At 67.3% G+C, this 22,642-nt stretch carries 16 protein-coding genes; 7 read left to right on the forward strand and 9 right to left on the reverse strand.

Going from position 1 to position 22,642, the window contains the following annotated elements; genetic code table 11:
- Positions 1-94: 94 nt before the first annotated feature.
- A complete protein-coding gene (locus G9C85_RS07115; protein WP_166038314.1) occupies positions 95-757 on the reverse strand; it encodes a PKD domain-containing protein in 663 nt (220 codons plus the stop codon).
- 60 nt (positions 758-817) lie between these two features.
- Between G9C85_RS07115 and G9C85_RS07120 the strand changes: the two genes are divergently transcribed.
- Positions 818-1,273, forward strand: a complete 456-nt coding sequence (locus tag G9C85_RS07120; RefSeq protein ID WP_166038316.1) for an NYN domain-containing protein — start codon at positions 818-820, stop codon at positions 1,271-1,273.
- Positions 1,274-1,450: 177 nt separating this feature from the next.
- On the opposite strand, the gene G9C85_RS07125 is transcribed toward G9C85_RS07120, so the two are convergent.
- Together G9C85_RS07125 and G9C85_RS07130 are read right to left on the reverse strand one after the other, a co-directional pair.
- Complete coding sequence (locus G9C85_RS07125; protein WP_166038318.1) at positions 1,451-3,559, reverse strand: S8 family serine peptidase; 2,109 nt, start codon at positions 3,557-3,559, stop codon at positions 1,451-1,453.
- Positions 3,560-4,128: 569 nt separating this feature from the next.
- Positions 4,129-6,012 (reverse strand): S8 family serine peptidase, encoded by a 1,884-nt coding sequence (locus G9C85_RS07130; RefSeq protein WP_166038320.1) that lies wholly within the window; start codon positions 6,010-6,012, stop codon positions 4,129-4,131.
- A gap of 174 nt (positions 6,013-6,186) precedes the next feature.
- Between G9C85_RS07130 and G9C85_RS07135 the strand changes: the two genes are divergently transcribed.
- The 4 genes from G9C85_RS07135 (at position 6,187) to hmgB (ending at position 12,628) form a co-directional block, all read left to right on the forward strand.
- Complete coding sequence (locus G9C85_RS07135; RefSeq protein ID WP_166038322.1) at positions 6,187-7,041, forward strand: TatD family hydrolase; 855 nt, start codon at positions 6,187-6,189, stop codon at positions 7,039-7,041.
- Between the two features lie 143 nt (positions 7,042-7,184).
- Positions 7,185-7,772: a DUF2150 family protein gene (locus G9C85_RS07140; RefSeq protein WP_166038324.1), complete on the forward strand. Its 588-nt coding sequence runs from the start codon at positions 7,185-7,187 to the stop codon at positions 7,770-7,772.
- Positions 7,773-8,822: 1,050 nt separating this feature from the next.
- Positions 8,823-11,135, forward strand: coding sequence for a CARDB domain-containing protein (locus G9C85_RS19215; RefSeq protein WP_166038326.1), 2,313 nt, complete (start codon positions 8,823-8,825; stop codon positions 11,133-11,135).
- A gap of 155 nt (positions 11,136-11,290) precedes the next feature.
- Positions 11,291-12,628 (forward strand): hydroxymethylglutaryl-CoA synthase, encoded by a 1,338-nt coding sequence (hmgB, locus tag G9C85_RS07150; RefSeq protein ID WP_166038328.1) that lies wholly within the window; start codon positions 11,291-11,293, stop codon positions 12,626-12,628.
- A gap of 153 nt (positions 12,629-12,781) precedes the next feature.
- Here the strand turns inward: hmgB and G9C85_RS07155 are convergent, their stop codons facing one another.
- Positions 12,782-13,492, reverse strand: coding sequence for a helix-turn-helix domain-containing protein (locus G9C85_RS07155; RefSeq protein WP_166038330.1), 711 nt, complete (start codon positions 13,490-13,492; stop codon positions 12,782-12,784).
- A 100-nt stretch (positions 13,493-13,592) separates the two neighbouring features.
- A complete protein-coding gene (locus G9C85_RS07160; RefSeq protein ID WP_166038332.1) occupies positions 13,593-14,870 on the reverse strand; it encodes a tRNA (N(6)-L-threonylcarbamoyladenosine(37)-C(2))-methylthiotransferase in 1,278 nt (425 codons plus the stop codon).
- 331 nt (positions 14,871-15,201) lie between these two features.
- Here G9C85_RS07160 and G9C85_RS07165 point away from each other — a divergent pair, with 331 nt between their 5' ends.
- Entirely contained in the window at positions 15,202-17,274 is a 2,073-nt protein-coding gene (locus tag G9C85_RS07165) for a hypothetical protein (protein ID WP_166038334.1), read from the forward strand.
- Positions 17,275-17,396: 122 nt separating this feature from the next.
- On the opposite strand, the gene deoC is transcribed toward G9C85_RS07165, so the two are convergent.
- The 4 genes from deoC to gatD form a co-directional block, all read right to left on the reverse strand.
- Positions 17,397-18,038, reverse strand: coding sequence for a deoxyribose-phosphate aldolase (gene deoC, locus G9C85_RS07170; RefSeq protein ID WP_166038335.1), 642 nt, complete (start codon positions 18,036-18,038; stop codon positions 17,397-17,399).
- 68 nt (positions 18,039-18,106) lie between these two features.
- Positions 18,107-18,811 (reverse strand): rhomboid family intramembrane serine protease, encoded by a 705-nt coding sequence (locus tag G9C85_RS07175; protein WP_166038338.1) that lies wholly within the window; start codon positions 18,809-18,811, stop codon positions 18,107-18,109.
- 93 nt (positions 18,812-18,904) lie between these two features.
- Positions 18,905-19,945, reverse strand: coding sequence for a GNAT family N-acetyltransferase (locus G9C85_RS07180; RefSeq protein WP_166038340.1), 1,041 nt, complete (start codon positions 19,943-19,945; stop codon positions 18,905-18,907).
- 2 nt (positions 19,946-19,947) lie between these two features.
- On the reverse strand, positions 19,948-21,213 hold the full coding sequence (gene gatD, locus G9C85_RS07185; protein ID WP_166038341.1) for a Glu-tRNA(Gln) amidotransferase subunit GatD: 1,266 nt from the start codon (positions 21,211-21,213) through the stop codon (positions 19,948-19,950).
- A 689-nt stretch (positions 21,214-21,902) separates the two neighbouring features.
- On the opposite strand from gatD, the gene G9C85_RS07190 reads away from it, so the two are divergent.
- Positions 21,903-22,568: a hypothetical protein gene (locus G9C85_RS07190; RefSeq protein ID WP_166038343.1), complete on the forward strand. Its 666-nt coding sequence runs from the start codon at positions 21,903-21,905 to the stop codon at positions 22,566-22,568.
- Positions 22,569-22,642: the final 74 nt, after the last annotated feature.

A 22,642-nucleotide genomic window follows, 5' to 3' on the forward strand; every position in this document is an offset into this window, starting at 1 on the left:
TCTGCGCATTGGAGAAATATACTCGCGGTCGCGGCGCGCGACACGCCAGCGACGAGCGCGAGGGGGAACTACGACGCGTCGGTCAGCGAGGCCCTCACTTCCCGATCTCGTCGACCGAGATCGTGAACGACCCACTGCCGCTGTAGGAGTCGACGAGGACGCCGAACTCCTGCCCGGCGTCGACGTCGTCGACCACGATCTGCTCGTCGGGACCGTACGTGATCGACCGCGCGTCGTAGTCGTACGTCGACGGCGTCCGACCGTCGAACGTCACGTACAGGTCGAAGTCCACGCGACTGCCAGCGTCCAGATTGAACGTCGCCTGGCACGGATCCTCGAGGTCCGGCGTGAACGTGAACGACTCGTCGTCGTACCAGCCACGCAGGTACCCCGACGCCGTGGAGTTCGCCGACGTATCGCCACACGACCCGCCGGTGTCCTCGACGGTCACCGCGATCGAATCCGACGACGACGCACCGTCGTCGTCCGTGACCGTGAGCGCCACCGTGTACTCGCCGACGCTCTCGAACGCGTGCATCACGGTCGCACTGGCCGCCGTGTCCCCGTCACCGAAGTCCCACCCGTAGGACGCGATCGAGCCGTCGGAGTCACGCGAACCGGAGCCGTCGAACCTTCGTCTAGAGAGGATGTCCGCGAGGGATGGAAGACGGGTGCGAATCGCTTCCAGGAAATGGCGAGACCGGTTCGCCGGCCAGAACGAACGCGCGAGCACGCCACGCGCGGTCGACGTCGTCACTCACGCCACCAGGCCAGCACATCGCTACGCCTATGGGAGCGACCCGCCAACGGACGGTCGATGCCCGGCCTCCTCGACCGCTTCCTGTCCACCGGCGGCCACGACCCGCGGCGCGTCGGCGTGTTCGTCGACGGCCCGAACACGTTCCGCGACGAGTTCGACGTCGACCTCGACGACGTCCGCGACGTCGGCCGCGAGAGCGGCGACCTCGTCATCTCCAGGATCTACCTCAACGAGCACGCCACCCCCGGCCTCATCCAGGCCGCCGAGGCCCGCGGGTTCGAGGTCGTCGTCACCAGCGGCGACGTGGACGTGAAGCTCGCCATCGACGCCACCGAAGCCGTCGTCGAGGACGCCATCGACACGCTCGTCGTCCTCTCGCGCGACACCGACTTCAAGCCGCTCCTCGAGGCCGCCGGCCGCCGCGGCGTCCGCACGGTCGCCATCGCCCCCGGCGAACACGGCCGCTCGGACGCCCTCACGAACGCCGCGAACGAAGCCCACATCCTCGAGTAGCGACGACCGAACCGACTCGAACGGGACCGCGAACGCGAAGCGAGACGCTGCCGAGGCAAGCGCGCACCGAGGCGTCAACGAAGGGATTGCGAAGCGAGACGCTATCGGGTCGAGAACGGAGAGTGGCGGTGCCCTACGCAGGCACCGACGTCGGGGAGCCGCCTGCTTCAGTCGTCGTTACTTCCCGAGTTCGTCGACCGTGACCGTGAACGACCCGCTGCCGTCGTAGGAGTCGACGAGGATACCGAACTCCTGCCCGGCGTCGACGTCGTCGACCACGATCTGCTCGTCGGAGCCGTACGTGATCGACCGCGCGTCGTAGTCGTACGTCGACGGCGTCCGACCGTCGAACGTCACGTACAGGTCGAAGTCGGTCCCGGACGGGCCCTCGAGCGACACCGTCGCCTGGCACGGGTCCGCGAGCTCGATGCCGTACGTGAACGACTGGTCGTCGTAGTAGCCGTAGAGGTAGCCGTCGGCGGACTCCGACGTCGACGTGTCGCCACACGACCCGCCGCTCTCGCTCTCGACGGTGACGCTCTGGCTGGCCGTGTCCGACGCGCCGTCGTCGTCGGTCACCGTCAGCGTGATCGCGTAGTCGCCGGCGGACGCGTACGCGTTCGACGCCGTCACGCCGCTCGCGGTCGACCCGTCGCCGAAGTCCCACTCGTAGGAATCGATGGAGCCGTCGCCGTCCGAGGACGCGCTCGCGTCCACGGAGACGGTCTCGCCCTCGACGGGCGCGGTCGGCGACACGGAGAACGACGCCGTCGGCGCACCGTTGCCACCGCCGTCGCTCTGCACGGAGACGGTCTCGGTCGCGGTGTCCGTCGCACCGTCGTCGTCCGTGACGGTCAGCGAGACGCTGTAGTCGCCCGCCGAGCCGTACGTGTGACTGACGGACTCTCCGCCGTCGGTCGAGCCGTCGCCGAAGTCCCACTCGTAGGAGCTGATGGAGCCGTCGGGGTCGCTGGAGCCGCTCGCGTCGAACGTCGCGGACTCGCCCGCGGTGGGCGAGGACGGGTTGACGGTGAACGACGCGCTCGGTCCGTCGTTCCCGCCACCGGTGCCGGCGTCGACGATGTTCGCGGCGTCGACGCGACCCGCGCCCTGCTCCTGCTCGCTGAGGCCGATGTCGACGGCCGTGTTCTTCAGGCGGTTCCGGAGTTCGTTCGGGCTCAGGCCCGGTTCGGCCGCGAGGCCGAGTGCGGCGACGCCGGACGCGGCCGGACACGCCATCGACGTCCCGCTGATCTTGTTGTACTTGCCGCCGTACGTCGACTGGTCCTCCGTCCAGCACGACAGGACGTCCACGCCGGGCGCGGCGACGTCGCACTTGTCGCCGTACTGGCTGAAGCTCGCGAGTTGCTCGTTCGAGTCGACCGCGGACACCGCGACGCACTCGCTGTACGCGGCGGGATAGCTCACGGACGACGAGCCGTCGTTCCCAGCGGCACAGATCGGGAGTGCGCCGTTCGAGACGGCGTAGCTCACGGCGTTCTTCATGGTGTCCGTGTAGCCGCCACCGCCGAGGCTGAGGTTGATGACGTCCGCGCCCTGGTCGGCCGACCAGCGGACCGCCTCCGCGATGTCGGCGGTGGAACCGCTGCCTTCCTCGGAGAGCGCGCGCCCGGAGAGGAGCGTCGAGTCCGAGATGCCCGCGATTCCCGTGGTGTTGTCGGTGGTCGCCGACGCGATGCCCGCGACGTGCGTGCCGTGGTACTCGTCGGCCATCGAATCCGGCGCCGGGTCGGAGTCCGAGTCGACGAAGTCCTTGCCCTTCACGGACCCGAAGCGACTCTGGAGGTCGGGGTGGTCGTAGTAGACGCCCTGGTCGACGACCGAGATCGTGACGTCGCTGCTCCCGCTGGTCGTGTCGTAGGCCGTCGGTGCACGCACCTGCTGGGGTGCGTACTGTTCGTCGAGCAGTTCGTCGTTCGGTGTCTCCATCGCGTGGAGCTGCTGGTCGTACTCGACGTAGCGGAACTTGTCCTTCTTCGCGAAGGCCTCCTTGACGTTCTCCGCCGCCTGTTTCGGGACGTCCATCGAGATGAAGCCGAGGTCGTTCGAGCGGCGGTAGACCTCCGCGTTACCGGGGGTCTCCGACTGGAGCTCGGCTTCGGCCGTGGACATCGAGGCCGAGTTCGCGGTCCCGAAGTTCAGTCGCACTTTCTCCTGTCCGGTGTCCGCGGAGACGGTCGTGGTGACCGCTGCCGCAGCGCCCGCCGCACCGGTCGTCTTCAGGAACGTTCGTCGCGCCCAAGAGTGACTGTCATCGCCTGTCATGACACAACGCAGCACTTGCCACCCACGTATTTATATTTTGTTCATCTGGCCCTAAATCAATAGTAATCTGAAACAATCCGTAACCGACAATGGCGACAAATTATATGAACGCCGTTCGTAAAACTAAACGGAACTTCCAAGGTGTTTTCGAGGACGTGACTGGGCTGGACCGTCGTGCTGGAACGAACCACGGGAGATACTGACACGAAGTCGAGACGAACCGCGTCAGCAGAAATGTGAATAGAGTTACGGGAAACTCGGGCGTTCGGCACCGACTGGGAGCCCCAGCAGCGTGTGAACGACTCGCGCGCGCCTGGAATCCGACCCGGAAGCAGACCCAACGACCGATCCGCACGGACACACGACGACACAGAACCACTCCGACGGTCGACCCGACGCAGCACGCATCAGTTGGTACTTGCGCGCGTGAGTGCACGCACGCGAAGGAACCCGATCGTCGGCGAACCGGCCGGTGTCGGGGCGCACGGACGCGAACCGAGCGTGACACCACCGAGGCGAAGAAAGCGGGGTGCCGTGGTGGGGACGAACGGACAGCGAGGGAGCGGCGTTTACTTCCCGACTTCCTCGGCGCTGAGCGTGAAGCTCCCGCTGCCGTCGTAGGAGTCCACGAGGATGCCGAACGTCTGGCCGGCGTCGACGTCGTCGACAACGAGCGTCTCGTCGGCGCCGTACGTCGCTGCGCGCGCGTCGTAGTCGTACGTCGTCGGCGTCCGTCCGTCGTACGTCACGTACAGGTCGAAGTCAGCGCTGTAGGGACCGTCGAGGACGAACGACACCTGGCACGGGTCGCTCGTCAGGGTCTCGTACGTGATCGACGCGGAGTCCCAGTAGCCCGAGAGCGACCCGGAGACGCTCTCGGTCTCCGTGACGTCACCACAGGACCCGCCGCCACCGCCGGACTCGGCGGTCACCGCGACGGCGTCCGTCGAGGACGCACCGTCGTCGTCCGTGACCGTGAGCTGCACGTCGTACGTTCCCGCGTTCTCGAACGTGACCGTCGCGCTCGCACCGGTCGCGGTCTCGCCGTTGTCGAAGTCCCAGTCGTAGGACGCGACCGACCCGTCCGGGTCGCTCGAACCGGAGCCGTCGAACTCGACGGCGGTACCGACGTCGACCGTCGTCGAGGACGCGTTGATCGACACCGTCGGGGCGGTGTTGTCGTCATCGTCGTCATCGTCGTCGTCATCGTCGCCCGCCTCGACGATGTTCAGGGCGTCCACGCGACCCGCACCCTGCTCGTCGTCGTCGAGCCCGATGTCGACCGCCGTGTTCTTCAGTCGCGCACGCAACTGCGTGGGACTCAGGTCGGGGTCGGCCGCGAGGCCGAGTGCGGCGACGCCGGACGCGGCCGGACACGCCATCGACGTCCCGCTGATCTTGTTGTACTTGCCGCCGAACTGGGACTGGTCCTCCGTCCACGTCGAGAGGACGTCCACGCCGGGCGCGGCGACGTCGCACTTGTCACCGTACTGGCTGAAGTCCGCGAGGTCCTCGTTCGAGTCGACCGCGGACACCGCGACGCACTCGCTGTACGCCGCGGGGTAACTCACGGACGATTCCCCGTTGTTCCCCGCGGCACAGATCGGGAGTGCGCCGTTGTTGACGGCGTGAGACACCGCGTTCTTCATCGTTTCCCTGTAGCCGCCGCCGCCGAGGCTGAGGTTGATGATGTCCGCGCCCTCGTCGGCCGCCCACTGGATGGCGTCGGCGATGTCGGTGAGCGACCCGCCGCCGCCCGTGCCGAGCGCGCGCCCGGACAGGAGCGTCGAGTCCGAGATGCCCGCGATACCCGTACTGTTGTCGGTGGTCGCCGACGCGATGCCCGCGACGTGCGTGCCGTGGTACTCCTCGCTCATCGACTCCGGCGCCGGGTCGCCGTCGCCGTCGACGTGATCGTACCCCTTGTTCGCGCCGAAGCGGCCCTGGAGGTCGGGGTGGTCGTAGTAGACGCCCTGATCGACGATCGCGACGGTGACGTCGCTGCTGCCGTCGGTCGTGTCGTACGCCTGGGGCGCACGCACCTGCTGGGGCGCGTACTGCTGGTCGTACAGCGAGTCGTTCGGCGCGGCGAATGCGTGGTACGTGACGTTTCGCTCGACGGTCTCCACGAACGAGAGCTCGCGCAGGTCCTCGACGATCGGGGAGTCCATCGACGCGGCGCCGGGGCTCGGGTCCTCGACGGTCAGGTACCCGAGTGTTTCGTTGCGATGCGTGACGTTCGCCTCGTCCGGTACCGTCGCCTGCACTTCGGCTTCGGCCGTCGACATGCTCGTCGTGGCGCCGGTGAGCACGACCCATTCGCCCGTCTTCGGCCCGGGTTCGCGGCCGGGGGTGGCTTGGGTGATGGCCGTGAAGGCGGCGGCGCTCGCGGCGACGCCAGTTGCTTGCAGGAAGGTACGTCGGTCAGGCTTGTGGTTGCTACGATCTGCCATGCCCACCAGCAACGAACGACCGATTGCATTTATATCTTTCCTAGACTGTCGAAAACTAATAACGAATTAACATTAACTCATCGTTCTCTGTCGTATGGAAACCGCAAGCCAGGGGCCGATCCGGTCTCGAACCCATACTATTTTTGATTTGCGCTCACGCACGTACCATTGCCGATGACCGACCCCCTCGACACCCCCGTCCTCGACGACCACATGCACCTCGACCCCGACCGCGGTCGCGGCATCGACGCCGTGGAGGACTTCCACCGCCTCGGCGGCACGCACCTCATGGTCGTGAACAAGCCCTCCTGGCACGTCCTCGACGGCCTCCCCGCCGACGAGGACGACTTCAGACGAGTGTTCGAGACCACCGTCGACGTCGTCGACCGCGCGACCGACGTCCTCGACGGCCGCGCGTGGCCCGTCCTCGGCGTCCACCCCGGCCTCGTCTCCCACCTCGTCGACGACGGCCGCGACCCCGATGGCGCACGCGACCTGATGCAGGCCGGAATCGACGTCGCCGCCGAGTACGTCGCCGATGGGCGCGCGCTCGCCCTGAAGTCCGGCCGCCCGCACTACGACGTCACCGACGCCGTCTGGGACGCGTCGAACGACGTGATGCGGTCGGCGTTCGCACACGGCGCCGACCTCGACTGCGCGGTACAACTCCACACGGAGGGCTCGACCGACCTGACCGAGGTCGCCGAGTGGGCCGAAGCCGAGGGCCTCGACCGCACGCGCGTCGTCAAGCACTACGCGCTCGGCGAACTCGCCGGCCCCGTCCCGAGCGTGATGAGCGAGACGGATCGCCTCGAGGTCGCCGCCGAACGCGACGACCCGTTCCTGATGGAGACCGACTTCGTCGACGACCCCGACCGACCGGGCGCGGTCCTCGGCCCGAAGACCGTGCCACGACGCGTCCGCTGGCTCCTCGAGAACGGCCACGACGAGGCCGTGCGTCGCGCACACGTCGAGACGCCGGCGCTCGTCTACGACGTCGACACCGAAGCGACGCTCGACCGCGCCTGAGGACCACGACCGCCGCACCGCCCGTCCGCCGCCGCACCGCCCGTCCGCCCTCGGGCGACACGTCAGGCGAGTGTCGCGTGCTGTCCGCCGGCACGGACGCCGCCGAGAGAAAGGTCTTTCAGTCGCCCGGCGTAGTCTCTCACATGAGCACTCCCCCGACCGAGTTCTACTCGGCCGAACGCTGGCAGAACTGGATCGACCGCATCGCCGACGAGGAACTCGACCCCGAGGACGAGGACTCGATGCGCGTCCTCGACCTCATGCAGGACGACGCCGCCATCGCGGTCGCGAAGGTCGTCGCCGCGTACGACGACGGCGAACTCGAGGAGGAAGAGGCCCTCGAGAAGATCGGGGAGATCCACGAGATCGTCCTCGCTGAACCCGCGTTCGACGACGAGGAGAAGCTGTTCTTCGTCAACAGCGTCCAGACGAGTCTCGTCGTCGTGTTCTACGCCGCCGAAGAGTACGTCCACAGCGGCCCCGCCGAGGACGCCAGCGTCGAGGAGTACGTGCAGGCCGCGATCGACGCCGAGAGCCAGGACGAGATGGAGGCCGCACTCGGCTACCTCGCGCAAGCCGGGACGCGCATCATCGACGGCGGCGAACTCACGCCGAACGTCGGCGACGACCTCGAATTCGGCCCCGTCACCGACTGGCTGAACGGCCTCGCGAGCCTCCAGAGCGCGATGGAGGACCCCGAGGTCGTCGAGGAAGAGGACGACGAGGACTGACTCCGGTCAGCGATCCGCGCGGCGCGGACCGCGCGAACGGGCCCATCGGGCGAGTTCGGACTCGGGGGGTGACTGCAACAAGCGTTTTAGTTGCGCACTGGTTATCAATTCCTGATGTCGCTCTGGTCGGACGACCGCGCAGCAGCCGTGCAAGTAGGCGCGATAATCCTATTTGCGTTCGTCGTCCTCGCGATCGCGGGCTACCAGGCCACGGTCGTCCCCGACCAGAACAACGAGATCGAGTTCAATCACAACCAGCAGGTCCAGGGCCAGCTCGAGGACGTCGAGGGCACGATCGGGTCGATGCCCGCGGTCGCCGACCGCCGGACGACGACCGTCGAACTGGGGACGACCTATCCCGCGCGAACGCTGTTCGTCAACCCACCCCGGCCAAACGGTCGACTTCGAACGCTTGGAACGGACGACCCCTCGGTTGACATCGAAGTCGAGAACGCGGTCGCGACGAACGACGACGTCGCTGACTTCTGGAACGGCGATATGCGGGACTACTCGACGGGTGCTCTCGTCTACGAGCCGAACTACAACGTGTACTCGCGAGCGCCGCGGACGTTCATCGAAAACTCGCTCGTGTACAACGACTTCGGCAGCGAGAGGCTGACGGTGAACTCGCAGTCGATGTTCGACGGCGACGACATCACGTTGATCGCGGTGCGTGGGTCCTACAGCGAACAGGGTGGAACGGCGTCGGTCGGCGTCAAACCCGTGAGTGCGTCATCGAAGACGACGACGGTCACGAACCCCAGTGGCGAGCAGGTGACGATAAGGATCGTGTCCCGACTGGGGCCCCAGAAGTGGCGGAAGATCCTCGAGGACAACCGCGAGTTCTCCAGTCAGAGCAGTGGCGGACACGTTGCGAGCGTCCAGCAGGTCGATACGGTAACCGTCGACGGAGAGACCGCGAACGTCATCGAGTTCCAGATGGAGGCCGACGAGTCCTACAGACTGCAGGTGGCGGGCGTCGGGGTCGGCCAGCTCTCGTCGGGAGAGCGAATGACGAACGCGTCTTACGCCATCATGCGGACAGAGAGCGTGACGACCGACGAGAACGTGGACGCGACCGTCACAGTCGAGGTCCGCGACGAGTACAACAATCCGAAGAGCGACGTACGCGTGAACGCGGCCGTCGTCGGTGATGACGACGGGATTCAGGGGAGTCTCGTGGAGACCGAACGTACCACCGACGAGGACGGCCGGGTGACGTTCACGTACGACACGACGGAGAACGTGGACGGGGACGCGAAGACGGACACCGTGCGCGTGAGTCTCGATAGCGACCCGAGCAGTGGGTTCGACGAGAGCACGCCAGAGGACGTCAAGACGACGGTGACGGTGAAGAACACGGACAGTAGTGGGACCGGTGGTGGCGGCGGAAGTGGCTCGGATACCTTCGAGTTCAGTGGGACGTCGACGAACAGCCCAATCGTGGAAGGAGAGGTGTTGTCCGTCGAGACGAGCGTGACGAATACGGATGCTGCGGAGGGCACACAGATAATTTCGCTCTCTTTCGATGGCTCGGAAGTCGATAGTAAGCCCGTGACGCTTGCCCCCGGTGAGACGAAGACGGTTACGCTCTCGTACGACTCTGCGGGAACGGTGGCGGGAGACTATGGAATCACTCTGGAGAGCGAGGACGATACCGAATCGAGGACGGTCACGATCGAAGAGCCTCCGGACACGCCGTACTTCAACGTCAAGATAGATTCGACGAACGACCCGGTTCTCGAAGGAGATACTCTCAAAGTCGACACCGTCATAGAGAACGCCGGCGATACTGAGGACACTCAGTCGATCACGCTCGACTTCGACGGGAAACAGGTCGACTCGCGGTCCGTGAACCTCAACCCTGGTGAGCAACGGACTATCACGCTAACGTATGGCACGGTGATGGGGGATGCAGGGAACGACGTCGGGATCGTGCTTGCCAGTGAGGACACGAAAGCGAACGGGGAGGTGACCGTCGAAGAGACGCAAGCGGAGTACGACGTGTTCGTCCGGGACACGAACGAGCCCGTTGCAGCGGGTGAGACGCTCGACGTCGTGATCGACGTGAAGAACACCGGGAATGGAGCGGGCGAAAAGAAGGTCACTCTCGACTTCGATCAGGACGGGAATATCGACGATCAACAGTTCGTCAAACTCGATCCCGGTGAGGAGAAACAGATCACGCTCCAGTACGACGTGCCGAGCGATCAGTCCACGGGCGATTACACGGTCGAAGCCGCAAGTCCCGACACCAGTGATACCGAGACCGTCAGCGTCCAGCAGCCGACGGACTTCAGCGTCTCCATCGACACCGAGAACACGCCGTCCGAGATCGTCGAAGGCGAAGAGTACGACGTCGTCGTCACCGTCTCGAACGGTGGTGGCTCCGGGACTGAGACGGTCGATCTCGACGTCGGGGTTCTCGGCGGCGAGACGAGAGACGTGACGCTCGACAGCGGCGAGTCGAGGACCATCACGCTGACCTACGCCAGCAAGGACGGGGATGCGGGCAGTTACTCGCCCGCGGTCTCTGCCGAGTCGGACTCCGACGGGACCAGCCTGACGATACTGGAAGACCCGAACTTCCAGGTGACGAGCCTCTCGACGAACTCGCCGATCACCGAGGCGGAGACGCTTGAGGTAACGGCCGAGATCCAGAACACGGGCGAGGTGGAGGGAACGCAAACGGTGGCCCTCGACTTCGATGACGACGGGTCGGTCGAGGACACCGTCGACCTAACGCTCGGTGCCGGTGCAACCGACACCGTGACCCTGACGTACGACGCCCAACAGGGCGACAAGGGTGACCGAGACGTGGAAGTCTCGACCGAGGACGACGTCGGGACGACCACGGTCGAGGTTCGCGAGGACATGGCTGATAGAGTCACGTACATGTCCGGAAGCGCAGATACTGGGGGCGATGACGAGGCAGTCATCTTTGATCTGCGGAACGATGGCGAGTACGACGTCGTCGTTACTGATTTCCGCGTCGAAGGTAACTTCGGTGGCGTCGAAGGGGAGCCAGTAGAGATCGATAAGCAAGGTGGCGGGGCCCCGGGAAGCCGTCCCGAAGTCGTAGTGGACGTGTTTGGGTCCGGTACTGACGGGACTGCAGATACCGGGGATGCGTTCGCCTTCGGGGCGTTCTACGGGTTCGCGGATTACGGCTCGGAGCCACAAGTGGGAGTCGATGCCGTGGCCACGTTCACATTCGAACAGTTCCGTACGTCCGGCGGTGACGCGGTTAGCTGGAATAGCGTTCAGGACGGAAGTGAGAGTTCGTACACGCTCAAGATCACGATAACCTTCGAGGACGGGTCGTCAAAGACGATATACATCGACGCCGATCTCGACAATTAAGTGAGTGATTCGGTTGTCGTTGTGGGTTCGTATCGTGCTCAGGCCGCTTGCGGTCTCGTTCACCTCGCGGTTGAACGAAACCCTTCGAAAGGAATTCGACGACCGTCGAACTATTCATCGACACGTCCATATAGCGCCCGCTGCCAGTACGGGGTATGACAAGCGTCGGTATCGATGCGGTCGAGCTGTGGACCGGTAACCTGAAGCTCGATCTCGCGGAGACGTTCGCGGTGGAGAAGGGCAAGGATCCGGCGTACTTCACGGAGGGACTCGGGTTGCGGGCGTCGTCGTTCCCGGATTCGTACGAGGACATCGTGACGATGGGCGCGAACGCGGCGAAGCGCCTGATGGATCGGAAGGGCCTGGAACCCGAAGATATCGGGCGGATCGACGTGGCGACGGAGTCGTCGTTCGACAACTCGAAGCCGCTCTCGACGTACATCGCGGGGTGTCTCGAGCAGGTTTACGACGGCGACTTCCATCACGCGAACAAGGGCGAGCGGAAGTTCGCGTGCATCGCGGGGACGCAGTCGGTCGACGACGCGTACAACTGGATTCGCGCGGGCCGGAACCGCGGTCGGAAGGCGATCGTGGTGGCGACGGACACGGCGCTGTACGAGCGCGACGACTCCGGGGAGGCGACGCAGGGTGCGGGCGCGGTCGCACTGCTGATCGACGAGGACCCCGACCTCGTGGAGCTCTCGACCGAGCAGGGGTACGGGAGTGCGGACGAGACGGACTTCCTGAAGCCCCAGCAGCAGTTCCCGAGCGTCGACGGGAAGCGCTCCGTGCAGGTGTACCTCGCGCGGATGCGGGAAGCGCTCGAGGACTACGAGAGCGTGGCCGGTGACGTGCGGTTGGCGGACTTCGCGTACGCGCCGTACCACACGCCGTACCCGGGGATGGTTCGGAAGGCCGCGGCGCTCGCGTACCGACACGTCACTCGCGACACCGAGGTCGAGGACGAACTCGCGGAGACGATCGGTCGGCAGCCGCGCCGGGAGACGTTCGACGACGACAGCGCGTACCAGGACGCGGTCCGCGAATACATGGACGCGCTGAAGGACACCGACCAGTACAAGTCGTGGTACGCGGCGACCGTCGAGCCGACGCTCTCGATCTCGCGGGACGTAGGGAACTGGTACACGGCGTCCGTGCACGTCGCGCGCATCGCGGCGCTGAAGGACGCGTACGACGACGACCGGGACCTCGCTGGCGAGAACTTGCTCGTCGCATCCTATGGCTCCGGCGCGCAGGCGGAGATCCACGGGGAGACGGTCCAGGACGGCTGGCGCGAGGAGGTCGCGGCGCTGAACGTCGACGAACAGCTCGAGAGCCGCTACGACCTCTCCTGGAGCGAGTACGAGGAGGTCCACGACCGCCACAATCACGAGAAGGACACGGAACTCGAGGAGTTCACCGCCCCGAGCGGCGAGTTCGTGTTCGACGGCTGGGGCCGCATGGGCGAACGGAAGTATACGTACGTGGAGTAACGCGGGGCGTCGCCGTAGGCGACGTTCCGCGAAGCGCGCCGCGAGGCGTCGCGGCCCGTTTCTATCGTCGGTCGGAGCGTGGCGGAGCGTCGGTCGCGGGTACGTTCGTCGTTCCGAGCGCAGTGAGGGTTCTTCGGGAGGGAGGGTGATACGTCAGGGAAGTGCGGCGAGTGCGTCGAGCATCTCGTCGGGGTCCTGGTCGGTGACGGCGAGGCTGAAGCCGTCGGCGCGGGCGAGTTTGGGGGCGTGCTCCCAGAGGTCGTCTTCGGTGAGGCCGTGGAGGACGACGGCGTTCGGGGTGGGGGTGACGACGCGCTGAGCGACGAGCGGGCTCTCGCCGCGCGTGATGCCCGTGAACACGAGCGCGCGGCTCGTGGATTGGCCGTAGAGCCGGTAGAACTCCTCGCTGGAGAGGCGCGTGATTGCGGCGATGGAGTTGATGACGGTGTGGCCGGAGACGCGGTCGGCGTCGCCGGATTGGACTTCGGTGGCGTCGATGACGTCGTAGAAGCGGTCGAGGTCGACGGTCCGGGGGTACTCGCGGAGGTCGGAGACGATGTCCGACTCGAAGCCGGCGGAGACGACGCGGGCGTACTGGCGGATGCGGTCGCCGCCGCGGGCCTCGTCGATGTCCAGCAAGCCGGTGACGACGCGGCGGACGAACCCGATTCCGGGGCTCTCGCGTCGGCCGCTCTCGTAGTCGGAGATGACGGAGGAGGAGACGTCGAGGTCGTCGGCGAGTTCGGTCTGGCTGACGTCGAAGTCGGTCCGCCACTTGCGGATGGTGGCGCCGGGATCGTCAGATAGCGTGATCTCGCCGCCGATGCGGCGCGCGAGCTGCTGGCGCGGGTTCGTGTCGGTCATGGGTACCGCGACGCAACTCGCCGCCAAAAGCGCGTCGAAACGACGTGTCGACGGCCGTCGAAGACGTCGAGGGGAGGAAGGTGGTGGTGCGGGCGCCGGTTCAGTCCGCGAGCTGAGGGGTGCGGACCGGCTCCGCGAACGCGTACACGGTCGAGTGGCCGGTGACCTCGAGGTCGACGAAGTCGCCGGGTTCGAGGCCGTGGTCGCTCGCGTTCTGGACGATGATCTGGCGGTACGCGTGGTCGCGGCACTTCACGGAGTCCCCGGTCCCGTGTTCGACGACGAGGCAGTCCTCGCGCGTCGTGCCGACCATCGCGTCGTAGGCGTCGCCGACGACCTCCATCTTCAGGTCGCTCATCGCCTTCGAGCGCTCCTTCTTCTTCGTCCCACCGAGGCCCTTCATGTCGGCGGCGTCGGTGCCGGGGCGCTTCGAGAACCGCGTGACGTTGATCTTCTCCGGTCGCGTCTCGCGGAGGAGCGCCATCGTCTGCTGGAAGTCCGCGTCCGTTTCGGTGGGGAAGCCGACGATGAAGTCCGTCGACAGCGTCCACTCCCCGAGTGCGTCGTCGAACGTCTCGACGACCTCGACGTACTCGGAGACCTGGTGCTGGCGGCGCATGTCGCCGAGGACGTCGTCGCTCCCCGACTGGACGGGCGCGTGCAGGAAGTTGTACAGTTCGTCGTGCTCGGCGAAGGTGGCGGCGAGTTCGTCGCGGATGCCGTGGACGCCCTTCGGGTTCGCCATCCCGACGCGCACGCGGAAGTCGCCCTCGATCTCGGTGCAGATGCGGTCGAGGAGGACGTGGAGTTTGCGCTCGCCGTCGTCCCAGCCGTAGACGCCCGTGTCCTGCCCCGTGATGCGGAGTTCCTTCGCGCCGGCGTGGACGAGCGCGCGCGCCTTCTCGACGTTCTCCTCGACTGGCGGACTGTCGATCTTCCCGGTCGCCTGCTTCGTGATGCAGTACGAGCAGTCGCTCATGCAGCCCCGCGCGATCGGGAGGATGCCGACGACGCCGTCGAGCACGGGCTCGGTTCCCGGGCCGGGCGTCGGGCACTCGCCGTTCGTGACCGCCTGCGGGACGTCGTCCCAGTGCAGTATCTGCGCGTCGACGTCGTGCGCTTCGAACTCCTCGCCCTGCGCGAGCGCCATGCAGCCGGTGACGATGAGGTCCGCGATCTCGTCTTCGAGTTCCTTGGCCCGACGGAGCATGTTCCGCTCCGTCTTCTCCACGACCGTACAGGAGTTCATGATGGCGACGTCGGCCGCCTCCGGGGAGTCGACCTTGTAGTGGCCGGCGTCGCGGAGCGCACTCTCGATCTGACGGCTCTCGCCGCGGTTCGAGGTACACCCGTACGTCTCGATGTGGTACCGGGCCATGCGAGTACACCGTGATTGCCGTCGCGCGACCAAAAGCGCGACGATACGGCCGGTCCCGTCCCACCACACCCGCTTCGAGAGAGCGCTCGTGTCCGCGCCCGATAGATCGTGTAGTCATGCAGACACGGGCAGTCGTGCAGACACGAGCAGTCGTGCAGACACGAGACGTGGTATCTCGGCGTTCCGACGTGTCCACGCACGCGACCAGACGTCGCGAAAACGCCGCCCAAGGGGTACGTTTCACGTCCAGTAGCCGCGTAATGTGGGACCAGCCCGCAAGGAATGTCAAACGGAAAACGATTATAGGCGGCCAGTTCCAGGGAGGTAGTGTATGCATCTCCCCGACCGACTGACGCCGTCCATGGCCGTGCTGGTGGCGCTCCTCGTGGTGTGCTCGAGCGCCGCGAGCGTCACCGCGTTGGCCGGAGCGACGGCCACGGCCCCCGCCCCCGAGACCGCGTCGACCGACGCGGAGTCGACGATGGCCGATTCGACCGACGCGGAGTCGACGATGGCCGATTCGACCGACGCAACGCAGACGACGAACGCGCCGAACGACACCGTCGAACAGGCCGACGAAGTGTACGTCCACGAGAACGGCGACGCCGTCCTCGTCTACAACCAATCCAGCGAGTCGACCGATACGTCGACCGCGACCGGACACCTCGGCCTGAACGTGACCGAAGGCCTCATGCACGTGCTCGTCCGCGACGACGTCGAGGACGAGACGAACGTCACCGGCGACGCCCAGGTCGTCCTCGAGCCGTCCTCGCTCGCCGGGAACGGCTCGTTCCAGGCGCCGCGCCCGGAGACCCTCGAGAACCTCGACGTGGACGTCACCGCCGAGCGCACGCCCAGCGACGCGTCCGCGCGAGCGACGTTCGACGCGACGTACGTCGACGACAGCGAGTACTCGACGACGTCGAGCGTCGAGTCGGCGTCGACGAGCGGCGAGCTGTCCGTGAGCGCGAACGAGTTCACGACGAGCGGGAGCGCGAGCGCCGAGTACGCGCAGGACCTCGGCACGCTCCAGCACCGCGAGTACACGCTCGAGGAAGGCACGAACCAGTACCGACTGCAGGCCTCCGAGGAGTACTACGTCTCCTCGTACTTCGCCGAACAGTGGAACTCCCGCGAGAACGCCACCGAGACGATCGAACGGCAGTACGCGAGCATCGCGAGCTCGCTCGGCGGGAGCGCGGACGTGACCGTCGAGTCCTACGACTTCGCGACGACCGAGAGCGGCCGCCAGAAGCTCGACATCGAGTACACGATCATGTACTCGAACGTCGACGACGCGCTCGGCCAGCAGGTCGCCGCTCAGGTCACGAACGCGGAGGACGTCGACGTCTCCACCGAGACGGCGCAAGCGGTCGGTGACGGCGTCGCCGACCTCGAGGTCGACCGCGTGCACGCGTCGGTCGACGCGGAAGGCAAGTCGATGCAGGCGTCCTGGGACGTCGAACTCTCGAACTACGAGCCCCTCGTGATGGCGGGCCTCGACCTCGCAGCGGAGGCGAGCGAGGACGAGAACGTCACCGAGCAGGTCGAGACGGCGCGGACGAACTACGAGGCGATGCAGGCCTCGGGGCTCGTGCAGACGGTCTCGTGGGACGGCTCGATGTCGTCGCCGAGCGAGAACGCGGTCCGCGCGCAGGGGACCGTCGACTACGGGACGCAGAATTACGAGGCGTACGCGAGCGAACTCGAGGCTCGCGGCGAGCCCGTGCAGGGAACGATGTCGTTCTCGGCGAGCGCGCAGACCGAGGGCGAGCAAGTCGTCGCGGAGATGGAGTACAGCATGGAGCAGGAGGACCTCGTCGACCAGACGCTCGGGAACCTCCTGCAGTCCGCGCAGTCCACTGGCACGGGCGCTGACACGCAGAACGTCCAGCGGTTCGTGCGGGCGTTCCAGCGCTCTGACTTCGAGAAGGCGAAGATGAACGTGGACGTCGCCGAGGAGGAAGTCCAGTTCCAGGCCGGAGCGAGCTTCGAGAACATGTCCTCGTTCCGTGACGTGATGGAGGACGAGTTCGGCGGTGACGTCGCGTCGATGTACGCCGACCTCGACGACGACTCGAAGGCGTACGTGCACGTGACGGGTGCGTTCGACGAGAACGCGTCCGAGAGCGCTGTCCGCGAGCACGAGGCCGTCGACGAGGAGACGCGAGTGATCATGCCGGGCGACTGGAATTCGTCGACGACGGAGTTCCCGAAGATGGACCAGGAGGAGGCGCGCGACTACCTGGACATCGAGGATCCCGACGATGAGACGACCAACGGCACGAACGCCGACGACGGCGACAGTAGCGGGCTGCCCGGCTTCGGGATGCCCGCGGCGTTCGCCGCGGTCGCCGTCGTCTCGGCGCTCCTGCTCGCTCGCGTGAACCGCCGCGACGACTGACGACGCGACAGCGATTCTTCTTTCGCGACCGAGTCCGTAGCGATCACGTCGTCGAAACTATCGTCGTCGACGCACCCGCCCGCCTACTGCTGGCTGTCGTAATCGTCCACGCTACCGCTTGCCTACTGCTGACTGTCGTAATCGTCCACGATGGCGGCGCCGCTGGACGCGCCGATGCGGACCGCGCCCGCGTCGAACATCGCCTTCGCAGTCGCGTAGTCGCCGACGCCGCCGCTGGCCTTGACGGGGAGGTACTCGCTCATGAGGGCGACGTCGTCGACTTCGGCGCCGCCGTCGGCGAACCCGGTGCTGGTCTTGACCATGTCGGCGTCGGCGTCGACGGCAGCCTGGCAGGCGGCGTGCGTCTCGTCCTCGGTGAGGAGCGCGGTCTCGACGATGACCTTCACGGGGACGGGGACGGCGGCGACGAGGTCGGCGAGCTCGGACTCGACGGCGTCGACGTCACCGGCTTTGAGTCGGCCGACGTTGATCACGGCGTCCAGTTCGTCCGCGCCGTCGTGCCACGCGCGAACGGCCTCGTCCTCCTTCGCGCCGGGGGCGTGCTGGCCGTGCGGGAACCCGATCACGGTCGCGAGCGTCACGTCCGGCGCGTGCTCGCTCGCGTCGGCGACGGCCCACGGCGGGATGCACGCGTTCATCCCGTACTCGCTGGCGGTGTCGAGCACGGTCTCGACGTCCCGCCACGTCGTCTCGGGGCCGAGGACGGTGTGGTCGATGCTGGCGGCGAGTTCCTCGCGGTTCATGCAGCAGTGGTTCGCCCGTGCGCTACAAAAAGCGGTCGGACGCGGGGAGCCCCGAGGCCGCCGGGAGACTACCGGTTCGCGCGGTGGCGTCGGTGCGTGCCCGCGGTCCACGCGCCGACGAGCAGACCGACGAAGTGTGCGCCGTTCAGCCAGTCGAGCGCGAGGTACGGGCCGGTGGCGACGTCGACGGCGACGGTCGCGACGGCGGCGACGCCGAACACGGCGGCGACGCGCTCGGCGGGCGTGGTGGTCGCGAGCACGCGCTCGGGTGCGAGCGCGTCTGGACGAACGGGGTGGTCGCGGAACGGCAGCCGGAGCGCGTACCCGGCGACGGCGTACGCGATCCCGCTGGCGCCGTAGGCGGTCACGGGGTCGGGCGTGAACGCGGCCTTCGAGAGGTACCCGCCGAGGCCGGCGAGGACGGCGGCGGCGACGAGGAACGCGGCGTAGTCCCGCGTCGAGAACTCGCGTTCGACGACGCGACCGACGAACCCGACGACGGCGACGTTCGCGAGCAAGTGCGCGAGGTCGCGGTGGAGGAACGGCGACAGCAGCCACGCGAGCACGGGTTCTTCGACGAAGACCACGGCGGTGACGACGCCGATGGGGGCGCCCAGTCGCGTCGCAGTCACCGCCTGGACGACGAAGACGGCGAGGACGGACGCGACGACGACCCCGGTCAGCGGCGACTCGCGACTCCGGAGGTCGGCGGCGAACGCCGACAGGTTCCGGCGCGCGAGCGCCGTCGTCGAGGAGACGTCGCCGTCGCTCATACTCGAGGCCAGGAGTCGCACGCCGTTAATCTCACGGGGCGGTGTGGTCGGACAGGAGGAGCGAGCAGTCGTCGCGAGAGAGACCGGGTGCCGTCAGCGCAGGTGCGCGTCGTTCCGGTAGTCGGCGGTGAGGTCGGCGGCCATGACGAAGTCGGGTTCGTCGCTGATGCCGGCGCGAGCGAGGCTCGCGTCGGAGACGTGCCGCGCCGTCTCGGGGACGAGCACGCGCGTCTCGTCGGCGTCGACAGCGGCAGCGTCGCGCTGGATGCCGGCGACGAGCGCACGGAGCGCGTCCATCGAGTCCCACGCGGCCGCGCCGTACTCGGCGTGCCTCCGCTCCACGCCGTCGTCGTCCTCGCGCTCGTACTCGCGGACGCGATACGTGACGGCGTGCGTGCCGCGGTCGCTCTGGACCGCGAGGAGCGCGCGCTCGTCGGCCGCGTCCGCGAACGTCTCGCGGTCGAGTTCGCTCACCGCCCAGGACTCGTCCGCGGTGAGCCCGAGCCCGCGGAGGTGCTCGCGGGCGTCGCTCGCCGACCAGTACGACCACGCCGCGTTCACGTCCGCCGCGAGCGAGAACCCCTCCGGCGGGCTCGCGTCGGCGTCCGGGTCGGGGTGCATCCACCGGAATTCGGTCGCGGGCGCGAACCCGACGCCCCGGGAGTGCCCGAGGCCGGCCATGTTCCACGAGAACACCATGTTCCGGGCGACGGTCGCACCGCGTTCGCGCGCCCAGTCCCACATCTCGTGCGTGAGCACCTTCCCGATGCCCTCGCCGCGGTACGCCGGGTCGGTCCGCATTCCCTGACACCACGCCTCGTGCGCGGAGAGCAGGACGACCTGTGCGATCGACACCACCGTCCCGTCGACTTCGGCGACGCACGTGAATTGGGTCTCCTGCGCGTCGGGGTCGTCGGCCTCGATCCAGTCGTGGTAGATCCGCGGGATGTAGTCGCTGCCGTCGCGGTCGCTCCACGTCTCCTGCGTGAACGCTTCGACGTCCGCGTAGTCGTCGTGGGTCGCCCGCCGGTACGTCGCGTCGGCTGCAGTCGCGTCGTTCGCGGCGGCGTCGTCGTTCGCGGCGGCGTCGTCGTTCGCGTCCGCGTCTTCGCGTGCAGCGTCGTCGTCCGTCATCGTCACTCCCAGGGCACCGACCGTTCGGTGATCTCCCCTGCGAGGTCCTCGGCCATCGCCGTCGCGGGGTCGTCGCGGTTCGCGAGCACCCACATCAGCTTCACCTTCGCCGTCCCCGGCAGCATATCTTCGCCTTCGACGACGCCGGCGTCGAGGAGGTCGCGGCCGGTGTCGTACACGCGGTCGCAGACGCGGCCCTCGAGGCACTGGCTCGTCATCACGACGGTCGTGCCGTCGTCGACGAGGTCCTCGAGCGTCGGGATGAACTCCGTGTGGACGTGCCCGAGTCCGGTTCCCTCGACGACGATCCCGTCCGTGCCCTCGCAGACGTCGAGGAACGCGGGGTCCATGCCGGGCGTGAACTTCACGAGTTCGACGTCGCTCTCGAGGTCCGGTCGGAGGTCGAGGTCGACGCCGTCGCGTTCGGCGTGCTCGCGGCGGAACGAGACGGCTTCTGGGTCTTCGTCGGCCGCGGCGTCGTAGTCCACTTCCCCGAGCGGCCTCGCGCCGACGGTCTCGAACGCGTCCCGTCGCGACGTGTGATTCTTCCTGACTCGCGTCCCGCGGTGGAGCGCGCAGTCGTCGTCGCTCTCGCTCGCGTGCATGCAGACGAGCACCTCCGCACAGTCGCTCTTGGCGGCCTCGACCGCACACACCGCGTTCATCACGTTGTCCGAGGACGGCCGGTCCGCCGAGCGCTGACTGCCCGTGAACACGACCGGCACTGGCGTGTCGAGCATGAACGCGAGCGCCGACGCGGAGTACTGCATCGTGTCCGTGCCGTGCATCACGACCACGCCGTCCGCGCCCGCCTCGATCTCCTCGTGGACGGCCTCCGCGAGATCCCGCCAGATAGACGGCTCCATGTTCTCGCTGAGGATGTTCGCGACGACGCGCCCGCGGTAGTTCGCTCGCCCCGCCAGGTCCGGGACCGCCCGCAGGACGTCCTCCGCGTCGAACTGCGCCGTGACGGCGCCGGTCCGGTAGTCGACGGTCGACGCGATCGTCCCGCCCGTCGAGATGAGACTGATCGTCGGGAGGTCGTCGTCGAACGCGATCGTCGACGACTCGCCACTCCCGGCGTCGTCCCCGCCGACGTCGTACACGCTCGACTCCAGGACGTCCACGTCGGCGTCCGCGCGCGACACGCCCACGTTGTACCCACCATCGAGCTTCACGACGAGCTGTTCGGCGTCGCTCGACGGCAACAGCACGCCCTCGTACGTCTGGTCCGCGCGATCCACGCGGACGCGATCTCCCGGATTCATACCCACCGCTACTCCCCGCGCTACCCTAAAGCCTATTCAATCACAACAACCTTTTTTCTTCGTCGGGTGCCCCTCCGGGGCACCGCTCCTCGAAAAAACGTTGATGAAAAAAGGCCGCGAGCGCCGACGGCGCTCGCGGTGAACCGGCGGCGAAGCCGCCGGACGCCGACCGCACCGCATGCGCCACCGCGACCGCACCGCATCCGCCACCGCGACCGCACCGCATCCGCCACCGCGACCGCACCGCATCCGCCACCGCGACCGCACCGCGCCCTGCCCTTCCCCTGCTCGCAGCACGCGCGCAGTCCTGCGCGCGCTGCTCGCGGCCCGAGAGTTGGCCGAATCGAGCGTTCGAGTGCCGGCTGGCGCGCGGGCCGTCGGCCGCGCCGCCGTCAGGCGGTGCGGCGACGACCGCGTGCGAGGGATGACGACCGAACACCGTGAGGGAGGAATCGGTTGGGGAGGACGAGGCTACGGTGCGGTCGTGGCGCTGTAGCGGTGGTGTCGCGGAGCGGTGCCGTCCAGCGCACCTACCGCGAGTGCGCCCAACGGGCGCACGAGCGGCCTTTTTTCATCAACGTTTTTTCAAGCGGGGGTCGCCGAAGCGCCCGCAGGGCGCGAGGCGACCCTCCGCAGAAAAAAGGTTGTTCGTCGAAAGGCCCATGTCAGTTCGAGGGGAAGAATTGTGTATGAGTGACGGGTCGAGGGAGGAGACCGTCGAGAAGTCGACGGACGAGTTGTTGTCCGAGACGGAGGACGTCCTCAGCGAAATCGACGACGGCGGTGGGTCGGCGAGTCGGTCGGGCGATGCGTCCGCGGGGGGCGATGTCGAGGACTCCGCTGGCGGTCTCGACGACGCGATGAGCGACCTCGATGCGGACGCCGGTACCGGCCACGGCCAGTCGGCGGGCGACGCGCCCGCTGGCTCCGAGTCCGTCGCGGACGACCGCGGGTTCCGGAAGTACTTCGACCCGTCGAGTGCCGCGATCTCGGGCATCGTGCTCTCAGTGGGCGCGCTCCTGGGATTCCTCGTGCCGATCCCGGTCGTCGGGAGCCTCGCGCGCTTGCTCGGCGTCGGCGTCGGTGCGTTCCTCCACGGCGCGACCGCGAGCGACTCGCGGTACGCGGAGACGGTCGTCGCCAGCGGCGTCGTCGGCCTCGTGTTCACGCTCCTGACGACGAGCATGTTCGTCGCGCTCTCTGACGTCGGCGTCCCCATCCTCGCCATCTCCACCGCCGTCACGGTCGCCGTCGCGCTCGTCGGGCACTACTTCGGGCGCGACCTCCGCGCCGGCCTCACCGCCGACGTCGGCGGCAGTGGTGGCAGTCAGGAAGACGACGCCCCCGGCTGGTAACGACCGAAAGACGACGGTCCGCGTCGCTGTCGGGGCGTGGGTTCCCGAGAACGATTCGCTCTCCTCCGCATTCG

This window comes from Halorubellus sp. JP-L1 (genome assembly GCF_011440375.1).
Taxonomy (GTDB): Archaea; Halobacteriota; Halobacteria; order Halobacteriales; family Natrialbaceae; genus Halorubellus.